The sequence below is a fragment of the Solimonas flava DSM 18980 genome (assembly GCF_000426685.1).
Lineage (GTDB): Bacteria > Pseudomonadota > Gammaproteobacteria > Nevskiales > Nevskiaceae > Solimonas > Solimonas flava.
On record NZ_KE384553.1, the window covers coordinates 231,320 to 245,234 of the forward strand.

Consider the following 13,915-nt stretch of genomic DNA (forward strand, 5'->3'; position numbering starts at 1 on the left):
GGCGGTGCGGCGGATTTCGCGCCGCTGCGGCCGTGCCGTTGCGGCCCTATCGGGCCGGCACGTGGCTGGTCGTGACCTCGGCGATCAGCCGGCCGCCGTCACCGGTCACGGTCGTGCGCACCACGCTGAGCTGGCGACCGCGCTTCACGAATACCGAGATCGCGGTGAACGTGCCGTCCTTCTGATTGCCGAGCAAGGCGGCGTTGAGATTGATCGCCAGCGGAAAGCCGCTCTGGCCCGGCTCCATCGTCGTGCCGCCGAAGCTCAGCACCGTCGCACAGACGTCGGCGAACCACAGCACGGCCCCGGCATGGGCGATCCCGAACGGGTTGAGGATGCCGGCCTGCACCGGCATCTGCCCGACGACGCGCTCCGGGGTCTGCTCGACGATGCTGAATTCGATCTGCCCGCTGACCCTCACCGCCGTGCTCCTGTTCGACCGCCGGCTCCGCGGCTCCGTTGCCGCGGACGGAGGGAATCGTGGTGCCCCCGGCAGGAATCGAACCTGCGACCTACCGCTTAGGAGGCGGTCGCTCTATCCACTGAGCTACGGAGGCGGGGCGCGCATGATACGGCATCGCCGGGCCGGCCAAGCAAGCGCCGCAACATTGCGGCAACGGTTTCAAAACGTTGCAGAGTTTCTTGTTTGGTATCGCTTTTCCGGCTAGCATCCGGCCTGAACTGCAAAGCCCGACGGGCAGCCCTTGGGGGGTATCTCGTGTTGAAACTGATTCAGCGCCACGCGGCGGTATTGGCCGTGCTCATGCTCGCGGCCTGCGGCGGCGGCGGCTTCAGCGATGGAGAAACCACCGGCGGCACGACCGGTGGAACGACGGGCGGTACCACGGGCGGCACGACGGCGTCATCGCTGACCCTGCTCGCCAGTTCCCCGCAGCTGTCGTCCAACGCCTCGGCCGTCACCGACGGCGTGACGCTGACGGCAATCGTCAAGGACGTCAACAACAACGTCGTGCCGGGCGTGACGGTGACGTTCAGCTCGCAGGATTCGTCGGAAATCAATGTCTCCAATCCGGCGACGACCGACGATAACGGCCGCGTGACGGCCGTGGTCACGACGGGCGGCGATCCGCAGAACCGCACGATCAATGTCGCGGCGAAGACCGGCAGCCTGTCGGCCTCGGCCAGCATCGACGTGATCGGCACGACGCTGAATATTTCCGGTCTCGATTCGACGCAGATCAACGTCGAGACGCCGTACACCATCACGCTGACCGATTCCGCCGGCGTGGCGATCGCCGGCAAGACGGTGGGCGTGTCGACGGAGGCGGGCAACACGCTCAGCGCATCGTCGTACGTGACCAACGCCGCCGGCCAGATCACCGTCAAACTCAAGGCCACCAACGCCGCGTCGACGCTGACCGCGACGGCGCTGGGTCTGACGGCGACCAAGTCGATCAAGGTCTCGACCGACCAGTTCTCGTTTACGGCGCCGGCGGCGGCGGCCGAAGTGAAGCTCGGCGTCAACCAGTCGGTCTCGGTGCGCTGGCTGCAAAGCGGCACGCCGGTGCCGGACGGCACGGTCATCAACTTCACCGCGACGCGCGGTCAGCTTTCGGCCGCGTCGGCGACGACCAGCAACGGGGTGGCCACGGTGACGATCCAGTCCGCCGAAGCCGGCTTCACCGAGGTCGTCGCCAGCAGCACGGCGCTGACCAAGCCCTCGGCCTCGCTGTCGCTGGAATTCGTCGCGGTGACGCCGGACAAAATCGACGTGCAGGCCAGTCCGGCCGTGCTCGCGACCAACCAGACCAGCGAGATCACGGCGATCGTCCGTGATTCGAGCAACAATCTCGTCAAGAACGTCACGGTCGACTTCTCGGTGTCGGACATCACCGGCGGCTCGCTGTCCTCGCCGAGCGCGGTGACCAACAGCCAGGGCCTGGCCAAGATCACCTACACCGCGACCTCGCAGGCGAGCGCCAGCCAGAACGTGGTGGTCACCGGCAAGGTGCACAGCAATGCCGCGATCAGCGACACGGCGCTGCTGACGGTCGGCGCGCGCGCGGTCAGCATCACGCTCGGCACCGGCAGCAAGATCATCGCCAAGGACGAATCGACCTATCAGGATCCGTGGACGGTGCTGATCAACGACTCGTCGGGCAATCCGGTGCAGAACGCGCAGTTCACGCTGTCGATCCAGTCGGTTGCGTTCGCGAAGGGAACGCGCACGGCTCCGACCATCGTTTGTCCGAATGAGGATGTGAACCTCAACGACATCATCGACTCGCCGAACGAGGATACCGACCACGATGGGATCCTGGAGCCGGGTCGCGTCGCCAGCGTGCCGACCACGGTGACGCTCGACGCCGACGGCACCGGCCAGTTCTACGTGACCTATCCGAAGGAATTCGGCGACTTCGTGCGAGTTCGCATCATCGGCGTCGCCAGTGTGGCCGGCACCGAGACGACGGAGTCGAGGGATGCTTGGCTGCCGATCGCCGAGGGCGACGAAGACAACCTGCCGTCCGACAGTCCATTCGGACTCGTCGGGGACTGCAGCAAGCCGAACTAACGCTCGGCCAAGTGCGATTTACAGACGGCGGCCTTCACGGCCGCCGTCGTCGTTTGGGGCCCAGCCTTATGGGGTGCGCCGCTCGCGGTCCAGCAGCCCTGACAACACGAAATGGCCGATCGCCAGCACCAGCGCGATCAGTCCGGCGCCGAGGCCGGTTTCGACTTCGCTGCGTTCGCGCGCGATGTCGGCCTGCAGTTCCTGGCGGACCTGCCGGCGCAGGCGTTCGAGGCCGGCGGCGTCGGTCCGTGCGTTGCGGGACTGCAGTTCGAGCTGCACGTTCAGCTCGGTGGACGCGTCGAGATCGGCGTCGCTGTACTGCGGCAGCTTGGTCCACTGCAGGCCGTAGTAGCCGCTGAGGCCGATGCCGACGGCCAGCAGCATGAACGGGAAGGCACGAGGGGAACGGCGCGGGGACGGCATGGGGCTCTCGTCAGCGGAACAGCGCGCATTGTAGGCATTCCGGGATTGCCCCCGGTCCTGAGGGATGTTCACGAAGGCCGAACCGCTGGCTGCGGCGGAATAATGGCGGCCCCAACCGGAGCCTCGCCATGCGGATCGGCACGCCGAAAGAAATCAAGAATCACGAGTATCGCGTCGGTCTGACGCCGGCCGGCGTGCGCGAGCTGAGCGCGCACGGGCATGAGGTCTTCATCGAAACGCGCGCCGGCCTGGGCATCGGCATCGACGATGCCGAGTACCAGCGTGCCGGCGCGACGATCCTGTCGACGGCGGCCGAGGTTTTCGCGACCGCCGAGATGATCGTCAAGGTCAAGGAGCCGCAGCCGGCCGAGTGCGCGATGCTAAGGCCCCATCACGTGCTCTTCACCTACCTGCATCTGGCGCCGGACCCGGCGCAGACCCGTGCGCTGCTCGACTCCGGCTGCACGGCGATCGCCTATGAAACCGTCACCGACGCGCGCGGCGGTCTGCCGCTGCTGGCGCCGATGAGTGAGGTCGCGGGGCGCATGTCGATCCAGGCCGGCGCGCACGCGATGGAGAAGGCGGCCGGCGGCAACGGCGTGCTGCTCGGCGGCGTGCCCGGGGTGCCGGCGGCCGAGGTCGTCGTCCTCGGCGGCGGCGTGGTCGGCTACAACGCCGCGCGCATCGCCGTCGGCATGGGCGCGCGCGTGACGATCCTCGACCGCTCGCTGCCGCGCCTGAACTGGCTCGACATCAGCTTCGACGGCCGTCTGACGACGCTGTATTCGACGGTCGACGCGGTCGAGTCCAGCCTCGCGAAGGCCGATCTGGTGATCGGCGCGGTGCTGGTGCCGGGCGCCGCCGCGCCGAAGCTGGTGACGCGCGGCATGCTCGCGGGCATGAAGCCGGGCACGGTGATCGTCGACGTGGCGATCGACCAGGGCGGCTGCTTCGAGACCTCGAAGCCGACCACGCACCAGGAGCCGACCTATCTGGTCGACGGCATCGTCCATTACTGCGTCGCCAACATGCCGGGCGGCGTCGCGCGCACCTCGACCTTTGCACTGACCAACGCGACGATGCCGTTCGCGCTGGCGCTGGCCGACAAGGGCTATCGCACGGCGCTGCTCGACGATCCGCATCTGCGCGACGGCCTCAACGTGCATCGCGGCCAGCTGAGCTGCCAGGCCGTCGCCGAAGCGCTCGGGTATCCATACGTGCCGACGCCGCTCGCCCTCGAAGCGGCCTGAGCCGTGCGGGTGTCATGGCGTGAAATGTAAAGCGGGGCGCGCAAAGGCCTGTTAGATTCGTGCCACCCTGGCACGCGCTGCGGTCGCTCGGCAGCCGTGGGATGACTACCCTCAATGCGGAGGCCTCATGCGCCCCTTGGCAGCGTTCGTGGTTGCTCTTCCCTTCGTCTATGTCGAAGCCCGCGCCCAGTCGCCCGACGTCCCGGACGCCGCCGCCGAGCCGCAGCTCGCGCCGGAGACGACGCCCGCGCCGCTCGACACGATCCCGCTCGCTGCCGAGACGCCGCCGCCGCTGTCGGCCGATGCGGCGCAGGACGATGGCCAGGGCCTGACCGAAATCGTCGTCACCGCGCAGAAGCGCAAGCAGTCGCTGCATGACGTGCCGCTTTCGGTATCGGCGCTGAGCGGCGACATGCTCAAGGACATCAACGCCTCGAACCTGGCCGACGCTTCGGTCTATATCCCGAACGTGCGCGTCGACGCCGACGACCTCGGCTCGCCGCAGGTCTTCATTCGCGGCTTCGGCACCAATACCTTCAACCCGAGTTTCGAAAGCTCGGTCGGCTTCGTCGAGGACGAGATCTTCTACGGACGCGGCGCGTACTTCACCGAGTCGATGTTCGACATCGACCGCGTCGAAGTGCTGCGCGGTCCGCAGGGCACGCTGTTCGGCAAGAACACCGTGGCCGGTCTCTACAACGTCATCACCGCGAGTCCGACCGAGACGTTCTCGGGCAACATCCGCTTGAGCACGTCCGAGTACAACGAGCAGCGCCTCGAAGGCGGTGTCGGCGGCATGTTCAACGACTGGTTCGGCGCGCGCCTGTCGCTGCTCGCGCAGTCCGGCGACGGCGAGCTGCGCAACGAGTACCTCAATCGCGACGAGGACAAGATGCGCCAGAAGGCGGGCCGTCTGAAGCTGCGCCTGTTGCCGCATGAAGACGTGACGATGGACCTGATGCTGCAGCGCTCCGTCACCGACATCAATTTCTGGCCCTACCAGCTGTTCGCGCTGGACTCGGGCACGACGAACTATCTGCAGGCCTTCGATCCGGCCATCGAGGGCGATCCGTACAACTTCGTCACCTCGTTCGACCAGCCCGGCTTCATCAACAAGAATTCCGCGACCGAGAGCCTGAAGACCGACTGGGCGATGGGCGATCTCGGGCCGATCCAGGACGCGCACACGGTGCTGGTCGCCGGTTACAGCAATCTGGCGATCAACCAGCTCAACGACCTCGACGTTTCGCCGGCGGATCTGCTGCGCCTCTACAACTACGAGGACTACGGGCAGACCTCGGTCGAGCTGCGCTTCAGCGGCCGCACCGACAGCCTGTTCGGCCTCGGCCGTTCCGTCGACTTCGTCGCCGGCGGCTTCTTCTTCGAGTCCAACTACAAGCTGCGCGCGAAGATCAAGGCGGGCGACGATATCGGCTCCTACTTCCTCACCCAGGACGCCTGGCAGTTGCTGACCGGCAACCTCAATGCGCTGCCGGGCAACATCGCCGTGATCCCGGGGCTCGGCGATCTGCTGTCGGCGTTCATCGGCGACGACGACTACCAGTTCGACTACCGCCAGAAGCTGAAGTCCGGCGCGCTGTTCGCGCAGATGACCTGGAACATCAGCGAGCACTGGGCGCTGACGCCGGGCCTGCGCTACAACCGCGAGACCAAGGACGTCGACACCGCCGGCACCGCGCACTGCAGGACGGCGCCGAACTGCCTGACGCCGCTGCTGCTCGGCGCCAACGACTACTCGCGGCACGATCTCAAGCGCGACGAGGCCGACTGGTCGCCGAAGGTCGCGCTGCAGTACATCTGGGACCCGAACCTCAACTTCTACGCGAGCTATGCGCGCGGCTACAAGAGCGGCGGCTACAACTCGCTCTCGTACACCGGCGACGATCTGGCCTTCAAGCCGGAGAAGGCCGGCACGGTGGAAGGTGGCTTCAAGGGGCGCTTCTTCAGTCGCAAGCTGAACTTCAATCTCGCCGTCTACCAGACCAAGCTCGAGAACCTGCAGGTGCTCGCGTTCCACGGCGCGACCACCAACGTCGGCAATGCGAGCGCGACCTCCAGGGGCGTGGAGGCCGATTTCCAGTGGCGTACGCCGTGGCAGCCGCTGATGCTCAACGGCTCGTTCGGCTTCATCGACGCGACCTACGACGACTATCCGGACGCGCCGGCGCCGATCTCGGCCGGCATCGGCGCAACGCAGAATCTCAAGGGCGAGCGCCTGGCGTTCACGCCGAAGCAGACCGGCACGCTGACGCCGATCGTGACCGTGCCCTTCGAGTCGCTGCTCGTGCGCCTGGCCGCCGACGCGATCTGGCAGGGCGAGCAGTACACCGACACCGATCTCGATCCGCACACGCGGGTCGGCGGTTTCATGCAGTACGCCGCGCGCATCAGCGTCGGCAGCGCCGACGACCTGTGGTCGCTGACGCTCGGCGGCAGCAACCTCGGCGACAAGCGCGTGCTGAACCAGTCGACCGACGCCGTGCTGTTCCCGGGTTCGTTCTACGCTCAGCAGGCGGCCGGCCGCCAGTACTACGCGGCGATCGCGATCAACTGGTAGCGCTTCCCCGACCGACGCCGACCGACGCCGGGGCGCGGGCGCGGCCGGCAACAGCCGCGCGCCGCGCCGTTTCGGGGCCCGCTGCCGTGCATGATGCCTGTCGCGTCCCCGTGACGGGCGCGCGCGGCCCGCGCGCCGCCGTCCTGGGCCGCCTCAGCGCACCGGCGGCGGATCGAACGGCGTCTTGGCCTTGTACTCGCACAGATCGACGATCGCGCAGCGTCCGCATTCGGGCTTGCGCGCCTTGCAGACGTAGCGGCCGTGCAGGATCAGCCAGTGGTGCGCGTCGCGCTTGAATTCCTCGGGCACCACCTTGAGCAGCTTGCGCTCGACCTGCAGCACGTTCTTGCCCGGCGCCAGGCCGGTGCGGTTGGCGACGCGGAAGATATGCGTGTCGACCGCGATCGTCGGCTCGCCGAACGCGGTGTTGAGCACGACGTTCGCGGTCTTGCGGCCGACGCCGGGCAGCGCTTCGAGCGCCTCGCGCTCGCGCGGCACCTCGCCGCCATGCTGTTCGATGAGCTGGCGGCACAGGCCGATGACGTTCTTCGCCTTGGTCTGGTAGAGACCGATGGTCTTGATGTACTCGCGCAGGCCGGTCTCGCCGAGCGCGAGGATCGCCTGCGGCGTGTGGGCGACCGGGAACAGCCTCGCCGTGGCCTTGTTGACGCCGACATCGGTGGCCTGCGCCGACAGCACGACGGCGACCAGCAGTTCGAACGGGGTCGTGTAGCGCAGCTCGGTGGTCGGCGCCGGGTTGGCGTCGCGCAGGCGGCGGAAGATCTCGTGGCGTTTGACGGGATTCATACGGGCGGGAATGGCGCGACGGCGCCTGGCGTCAGTCTTGCGGAGGGCCGCGGCGTGCGCGCGCCGCGGCGAGCGCACGGGCCAGCGGATCGGTGGCCGGCGCCGCCTCGACCGGGTCGGTCGAGCCGGCGCGCGCTTTCAGCATCGCCTTGCGCCGCTCGCGCTCGGCCTCGCGCTCTTCGTCGCGGTGCTTGAGGCGCAGCTTGCGCGCCTTCACGCGCTGCCGCGCGACGGCGTCATCGAACGGCTTCTGCGCCACGGCGCGCATTTCGATGCAGTCGACCGGGCAGGGCGGCAGGCACAGCTCGCAGCCGATGCACTCCTGCGCCACCACCGTGTGCATGTAGCGCTCGGCGCCGACGATGGCGTCGGTCGGACAGACGGCGAGACACTTCGCGCAGCCGATGCAGCGGCTCTCGTCGATCAGGGCGACATGGAAGGAATGAGTCGTCATGGCCAGGCGCATCGCGACGACGCCATCCGGCGGCAGGGCCGGATCAGCTGGTGTCGCTGGAGGGCGTCGTTACCTTCGGGTCCTTGCAGTGACGGACATGGCGTTACTTCACTTTCATGCCGGGCTCGGCGCCGGCGTCCGGCGCCAGCAGGAACGGGCCGCCGCGTTCGTCGCTGGCGGCCAGCACCATGCCTTCGCTCATGCCGAACTTCATCTTGCGCGGCGCGAGATTGGCGACGCACATCGTCAGGCGGCCGACCAGCGCTTCCGGCGCGTAAGCGGCCTTGATGCCGGCGAACACCTGGCGCGTGCCGAGCGGTCCGAGGTCGAGCTGCAGGCGCAGCAGCTTGTCGGCGCCCTCCACATGCTCGGCCGAAGCGATGCGCGCGATGCGCAGATCGACCTTGCCGAAGTCCTCGACGCCGATCGTCGCCGGCGCGGCGCTGGCGGCGCTGGCGGCGCTGGCGGCGTCGGCGGCCGGCCGGGCGGCGGCTTTGGCCGGTGCCGCGCGCGCCGGCTTGCCGGCTTCCGCCGGCGCGCTGCCGCGCTCCTCGGCGAGCATCGCCTCGATCGCTTTCGGATCGATGCGCGTCGCCAGCGGCGCGTAGGCGCGGATCGGGTGGCCGAGCAGCGGCTTGCCGGCGTCGGCCCAGCTCAGCGCCGGCACGTTCAGGAAGTGCTCGACCTGCGCGGCGATCTTCGGCAGCACCGGCTTGAGATAGATCGTCAGCTGGCGGAACAGGTTGAGGAAGGTGGTGCAGACCTGCTGCAGTTCCTCGCGGCGCGCCTCGTCCTTGGCCAGCGTCCACGGCGCGAGCTTCTGGATCTCGGCGTTGGCGTCGTCGGCCATCGCCATCACCTCGCGCAACGCCCCGGCGAAGTCGCCGGCTTCGTAGAGCTCGCGCAGGTTGTCCGCTTCGGCGGCGAAGTCCTCGAACAGCGTGCGCTCGTGCATCGCCACCGCGAGCTGCCCGTCGAACAGCTTGTCGATGAAGCCGGCGCAGCGGCTGGCGATGTTCACGTACTTGCCGACCAGATCGCTGTTGACGCGATTGGTGAAGTCGGCGAGGTTGAGATCGAGATCGTCGACGCCGCTGCCGAGCTTGGCGGCGAAGTAGTAGCGCAGGTATTCCGGATGCAGGTGATTGAGGTAGGTGCGCGCCTTGATGAAGGTGCCGCGGCTCTTGCTCATCTTGGCGCCGTCGATCGTCAGATAGCCGTTGACGTGCAGCGCGGTCGGCGCGCGGAAGCCGGCGCCGTGCAGCATCGCCGGCCAGAACAGGCCGTGGAAATTGACGATGTCCTTGCCGATGAAGTGGTGCAGTTCGGTCGACAGCGGCCAGGCGCCGCCGGTTTCGGTGCTGAACTCGGCGGCGGTGCTCGGCTGCGGGTCCCAGAACTCGGCGAAGATCTCCGACGGATCGCGCTCGCTGCCCGCCGCGAGCGTTTCGCACAGCGCCTTGAACGAGGCCATGTAGCCGATCGGCGCATCGAGCCAGACGTAGAAGAACTTGCCCGGTGCGCCCGGAATCGCGAAGCCGAAGTAGGGTGCATCGCGCGAGATGTCCCAGTCCTTGAGCCCGGACGTGAACCACTCCTTGAGCTTGGCCTTGACCGAAGGATGCGCGACGTCGCCGTCGAGCCACTGTTCGAGGAAGGCCTGGAACTTCGGCAGCTCGAAGAAGTAATGCTCGGAGTCCTTGAGCACCGGCGTCGCGCCGGAGACCACCGAGCGCGGATTCTTCAGATCGGTCGGCGAATAGGTGGCGCCGCAGTTCTCGCAGTTGTCGCCGTACTGGTCCGGCGTGCCGCAGCGCGGGCATTCGCCCTGGATGTAGCGATCCGGCAGGAACATTTCCTTGACCGGGTCGTAGAGCTGCTGGATGGTGCGGCTGGCGATCGCCGGCGGCATCTCGCCGCGTTCGGCGCTCACCGGCGAGCCGGCGCGCAGGCGCGTGTAGATCAGCTCGCAGAGCTGGCGGTTCTCCTCGGAATGCGTCGAGTGGTAGTGATCGAAGGCGACCAGGAAGTCGGCGAAATCGCGCTCGTGGTGGGCCTTGATCTCGGCGATGAACTGCTCGGGCGCGATGCCGGCCTTTTCGGCGGCGAGCATGATCGGCGTGCCATGCGCGTCGTCGGCGCAGACATAGTGGACCGTGTTGCCCAGCAGGCGCTGGAAGCGCACCCAGACGTCGGCCTGGATGTAGCCCACCATGTGGCCGAGGTGGATCGGGCCGTTGGCGTAGGGCAGGGCGTTGGTGACAAGGATCTGGCGGGCCATGAGAGGAGCGTCTGGCGAAAGCGAACGCGAATTATCGCACGGCCCTGCCGCCGGGCAGCGCAGACGCGCTACAGTTCAGGTCCGATTCAGTGCCGCGATCTAGCCTCGATCTTCGTTTCACACGGGAGAGTCTCCATGCGCCGCCTGCTCCGAGGTCTTGCACTGTCCTGCACACTGCTGGCGCCGTCGGCGACCGTGCTGGCCGCGCCGCCGCCGCAGGCTCCCGCGCACGGCTACCGCGCGCAGCAACATTACGTCTATTACCCGCAGAAACAGATCTACTACGCGCCGGACCGGCAGCTGTGGTTCTGGCTCGACGGCGGCAACTGGGCGTTCGGCGCCACGCTGCCGATGATCTATCAGCAGTACACGCGCAACGGTTACAGCGTCTATCTCGATGTCGAGCGCCCGTACGAAGCGCAGGAACGCGTTGTCAACGGCCTGCACCGGCACGAGTGGCAGCCATACCGCTACGGCGGTCCGGAGGCACCGCCGCCGCGCGGGCCGGGTCCGAAGAAATGAGAATGACGGCAGCCACGGACGGGTGCCGCAAGAGCGTCATTGCTTGATCAAGCCTTCGGCGGGTCGCAAGACCCGCCTTTCTTTTGTCCCGGGGGCCGGCGGGACAGCGCTTCGGCGCAGCGGCTTGCGGCCATCCGCGCCGTCCGCGGGACGGACGGCGCATCGAGCAGGATCAGGGGAGTGCCATGGAACGGAACGCAAATCGGGGCCGCCGGCTGCTGGCGGGAATCCTCATGCTGGGCATGACGGCGACGGCCGTCGCGGCGCCACCGCAGCCGATCGCCAACCAGTACATCGTCGAGCTGGACACGCCGGCCTTCGGGACGCGCGAGCGCGGCCTCGGCATTGCCGAGCGCACGCAGTCGGTGCTCGCGCAGGTCGGCGGCGGGCAGGTGCTGGCGCACTACCAGTACGCGCTGCTCGGCTTCGCGGCGCGCATGAGCGCCAGTCAGGCCGCGGCGCTCGCCCGTCTGCCCGGCGTGCGGCGCGTCGAGCAGGATCAGGTGATGACGGCCGATGCGACGCAGAGCGGCGCGACCTGGGGGCTTGATCGCGTCGACCAGCGCGCGCTGCCGCTCGACGGGCTCTATCGCTATCCCGATGGCGGCGGGCTGGGCGTGCACGTCTATGTCATCGACACCGGCCTCAACGCCGCGCACACCGAGTTCACCGGCCGGGTCGCGTCGGGGCATAACTTCGCGCCGAACAGCGGCGGCCTGCTGTGCAATCTGCTCGGCCTCGGCTGCAAGACCGACGCCGCCAATACCAGCGACTGCAACGGCCACGGCACGCACGTCTCCGGTACGGCGGTCGGCACGACCTACGGCGTCGCCAAGCGGGCGACGGTGCATCCGGTGCGCGTGCTCGGCTGCAACGGCAGCGGCTCGACGTCCGGCGTGATCGCCGGCGTCGACTGGGTCGCCGCCAATCGCATCCTGCCGGCGGTCGCCAACATGTCGCTCGGCGGCGGCGATTCGGCGACGCTCGACGAGGCCGTCGACAACGCCATCGCCCAGGGCGTGAGCTTCGTCGTCGCGGCCGGCAACGACAACGCCGACGCCTGCAGCGGCTCGCCGAACAAGGTGCCGGCGGCGATCACGGTCGGCGCGACGACCAGCGCCGATTCGCGCGACACGAGCTATTCGAACTACGGCAGCTGCGTCGACCTGTTCGCGCCGGGCACCGGCATCACCTCGGCCTGGTACACCAGCAATACCGCGACCAACACCATCAGCGGCACGTCGATGGCGACGCCGCACGTGACCGGTGCGGTGGCGCTGCTGCTCGGCGCCGATCCGGGGCTGACGCCGGACCAGGCGACCGACGCCTTGCTCGGCGATGCGACGCTCGGCGTGCTCAGCAACGTCGGCAGCGGTTCGCCGAACGCGCTGCTGTACGTGCGCCACTGATCTTCGAGTGAGACGGCGGCAAGCCGGGCCGGACGCCCGGCTTGCCGCCAGCGCTCACTGCAGCAGGCGGATCGCGAACGGATAGCGGTACGAAGTGCCTTTCGACGCAGCCATCGCGCCGAGGATGCAGAACACCAGGTTGGCGACCAGCAGCACCGGGAACAGCAGCGCGCCGATCAGGACCGCGCTCAGGATCATCGCCGCGACCCAGCCGATCGCCATCGTGATCTGGAAATTCAACGCTTCCTTCGATTGCTCGGCGACGAAGGCCGAGCTGTCCTTCTTCATCAGCCAGATGATCAGCGCGCCGATGAAGCCGGTGAAGATACCCAGCAGATGCGCCAGCATGGCGATGTTGCAGTCGTCCTTGCTCGGCGCCGTCGAAACCTCGGTGTTCATGCGCATTCCCTCGTTCCAGCGTGGTCGGGTCCGGATCGACGCACGGTGCGCGCGGCGACCCGTGGCGACATCGTAAGCGCCTCGTGTTGCGCTGCGCCGTGCGCCGAATCTCGCCGGGCGCGCGCGGCCGGCGAGGTTGTAGACTGCGCGCCCCTGCCGATGGGATCTGCCGATGTCCGTTTCCCGCCAAGAACTGCTGTCCGTCCTCGATGCCTGTGTCCACCCGCTGATCGGGCGCGGCCTGGTTGCCGCCGGGGCGGTGAGCGAGGCCGAGATCGCCGGCGATCATGCGCGCGTGCGGCTGACGCTGGGCTTCCCGGCGGCCGGCATCCGCGACGAACTGGCGGCCGAGGTCGCGCAGCGCATCGGCGCCACGCTCGGGCTCGACGTGGCGCTGGCGATCGACTGGAAGATCGGGAGCCATGCGGTGCAGAAGAACCTGCAGCCGTTGCCCGGCATCCGCAACATCATCGCCGTGGCCAGCGGCAAGGGCGGCGTCGGTAAATCGACGGTTGCCGTCAATCTGGCGCTGGCGCTCGTCGCCGAAGGCGCGCGCGTCGGCCTGCTCGACGCCGACATCTACGGGCCGAGCCAGCCGCGCATGCTCGGCACCGAGGCGCGGCCGACCTCGCCGGGCGGCAAGCGCATGAATCCGATCATCGCGCACGGGTTGCAGGCGATGTCGATCGGCTTCCTCGTCGACGAAGACCAGCCGATGATCTGGCGCGGACCGATGGTCACGCAGGCGCTCGGCCAGCTGCTCAACGAGACGGTCTGGCAGGACCTCGACTATCTGGTCGTCGACATGCCGCCGGGCACCGGCGACATCCAGCTGACGCTCGCGCAGCGCATTCCGGTCAGCGGTGCGGTGATCGTCACCACGCCGCAGGACATCGCGCTGCTCGACGCCAAGAAGGGCCTGCAGATGTTTCGGCGCGTCGAGGTGCCGGTGCTCGGCATTGTCGAGAACATGGCCTGGCACGTGTGTTCCAACTGCGGTCACCGCGAAGCGATCTTCGGCGAGGGCGGCGGTGAAAAGATGGCGGCGCAGTACGGTACCGAGCTGCTCGGCCAGCTGCCGCTGAGCCTGTCGATTCGCGAGCAGGCCGACGGCGGCCGGCCGACGGTGATCGCCGAGCCGCAGTCGGAGATCACGCAGCGCTACCGCGACATCGCGCGCCGTGCCGCGGCGCGGCTGGCGTACGGCGTCGCGGCGCCGGCATTCCCGACGATCGAGATCCACGACGACTGAGGGCGCG

At 68.1% G+C, this 13,915-nt stretch carries 12 protein-coding genes and 1 tRNA gene; 6 read left to right on the top strand and 7 right to left on the bottom strand.

Features of this window, described 5'->3' with window-relative positions:
- Window positions 1-46: 46 nt before the first annotated feature.
- Complete coding sequence (locus K343_RS0119230) at window positions 47-421, bottom strand: PaaI family thioesterase (RefSeq protein ID WP_028009444.1); 375 nt, start codon at window positions 419-421, stop codon at window positions 47-49.
- A 60-nt stretch (window positions 422-481) separates the two neighbouring features.
- A tRNA-Arg gene (locus tag K343_RS0119235) sits at window positions 482-557 on the bottom strand.
- A 161-nt stretch (window positions 558-718) separates the two neighbouring features.
- On the opposite strand from K343_RS0119235, the gene K343_RS0119240 reads away from it, so the two are divergent.
- Window positions 719-2,533, top strand: a complete 1,815-nt coding sequence (locus tag K343_RS0119240) for an Ig-like domain-containing protein (RefSeq protein ID WP_154662658.1) — start codon at window positions 719-721, stop codon at window positions 2,531-2,533.
- A gap of 66 nt (window positions 2,534-2,599) precedes the next feature.
- Here the strand turns inward: K343_RS0119240 and K343_RS0119245 are convergent, their stop codons facing one another.
- Window positions 2,600-2,956 (bottom strand): hypothetical protein, encoded by a 357-nt coding sequence (locus K343_RS0119245; RefSeq protein WP_154662659.1) that lies wholly within the window; start codon window positions 2,954-2,956, stop codon window positions 2,600-2,602.
- Window positions 2,957-3,084: 128 nt separating this feature from the next.
- Here K343_RS0119245 and ald point away from each other — a divergent pair, with 128 nt between their 5' ends.
- A complete protein-coding gene (gene ald / locus K343_RS0119250) occupies window positions 3,085-4,206 on the top strand; it encodes an alanine dehydrogenase (RefSeq protein WP_028009447.1) in 1,122 nt (373 codons plus the stop codon).
- 148 nt (window positions 4,207-4,354) lie between these two features.
- Entirely contained in the window at window positions 4,355-6,784 is a 2,430-nt protein-coding gene (locus K343_RS0119255) for a TonB-dependent receptor (RefSeq protein ID WP_245585252.1), read from the top strand.
- A 153-nt stretch (window positions 6,785-6,937) separates the two neighbouring features.
- Here the strand turns inward: K343_RS0119255 and nth are convergent, their stop codons facing one another.
- The 3 genes from nth to metG form a co-directional block, all read right to left on the bottom strand.
- A complete protein-coding gene (gene nth, locus K343_RS0119260) occupies window positions 6,938-7,591 on the bottom strand; it encodes an endonuclease III (RefSeq protein ID WP_028009449.1) in 654 nt (217 codons plus the stop codon).
- Between the two features lie 31 nt (window positions 7,592-7,622).
- A complete protein-coding gene (locus K343_RS22925) occupies window positions 7,623-8,045 on the bottom strand; it encodes an RnfABCDGE type electron transport complex subunit B (protein ID WP_169716658.1) in 423 nt (140 codons plus the stop codon).
- Window positions 8,046-8,148: 103 nt separating this feature from the next.
- Entirely contained in the window at window positions 8,149-10,326 is a 2,178-nt protein-coding gene (gene metG, locus K343_RS0119270; RefSeq protein WP_028009450.1) for a methionine--tRNA ligase, read from the bottom strand.
- 135 nt (window positions 10,327-10,461) lie between these two features.
- Here metG and K343_RS0119275 point away from each other — a divergent pair, with 135 nt between their 5' ends.
- Window positions 10,462-10,848 (top strand): hypothetical protein, encoded by a 387-nt coding sequence (locus K343_RS0119275; protein ID WP_028009451.1) that lies wholly within the window; start codon window positions 10,462-10,464, stop codon window positions 10,846-10,848.
- 233 nt (window positions 10,849-11,081) lie between these two features.
- Entirely contained in the window at window positions 11,082-12,257 is a 1,176-nt protein-coding gene (locus K343_RS0119280; protein WP_051278732.1) for a S8 family peptidase, read from the top strand.
- A 54-nt stretch (window positions 12,258-12,311) separates the two neighbouring features.
- Here the strand turns inward: K343_RS0119280 and K343_RS0119285 are convergent, their stop codons facing one another.
- Window positions 12,312-12,662 carry a DUF4870 domain-containing protein gene (locus K343_RS0119285; protein ID WP_084616003.1) on the bottom strand — a complete coding sequence of 117 codons (351 nt, stop codon included), beginning with the start codon at window positions 12,660-12,662 and terminating at the stop codon, window positions 12,312-12,314.
- 166 nt (window positions 12,663-12,828) lie between these two features.
- Here K343_RS0119285 and apbC point away from each other — a divergent pair, with 166 nt between their 5' ends.
- Window positions 12,829-13,908 (top strand): iron-sulfur cluster carrier protein ApbC, encoded by a 1,080-nt coding sequence (gene apbC, locus K343_RS0119290; protein ID WP_028009454.1) that lies wholly within the window; start codon window positions 12,829-12,831, stop codon window positions 13,906-13,908.
- The last annotated feature ends 7 nt before the right edge of the window (window positions 13,909-13,915 follow it).

Bases quoted from the DNA above. Each gene is read 5' to 3' on its own strand.
- K343_RS0119245 (WP_154662659.1), bottom strand. From the start codon at position 2,956: ATGCCGTCCCCGCGCCGTTCCCCTCGTGCCTTCCCGTTCATGCTGCTG.
- ald (WP_028009447.1), top strand. From the start codon at position 3,085: ATGCGGATCGGCACGCCGAAAGAAATCAAGAATCACGAGTATCGCGTC.
- nth (WP_028009449.1), bottom strand. From the start codon at position 7,591: ATGAATCCCGTCAAACGCCACGAGATCTTCCGCCGCCTGCGCGACGCC.
- K343_RS22925 (WP_169716658.1), bottom strand. From the start codon at position 8,045: ATGACGACTCATTCCTTCCATGTCGCCCTGATCGACGAGAGCCGCTGC.
- metG (WP_028009450.1), bottom strand. From the start codon at position 10,326: ATGGCCCGCCAGATCCTTGTCACCAACGCCCTGCCCTACGCCAACGGC.
- K343_RS0119275 (WP_028009451.1), top strand. From the start codon at position 10,462: ATGCGCCGCCTGCTCCGAGGTCTTGCACTGTCCTGCACACTGCTGGCG.
- K343_RS0119280 (WP_051278732.1), top strand. From the start codon at position 11,082: ATGCTGGGCATGACGGCGACGGCCGTCGCGGCGCCACCGCAGCCGATC.
- K343_RS0119285 (WP_084616003.1), bottom strand. From the start codon at position 12,662: ATGCGCATGAACACCGAGGTTTCGACGGCGCCGAGCAAGGACGACTGC.
- apbC (WP_028009454.1), top strand. From the start codon at position 12,829: ATGTCCGTTTCCCGCCAAGAACTGCTGTCCGTCCTCGATGCCTGTGTC.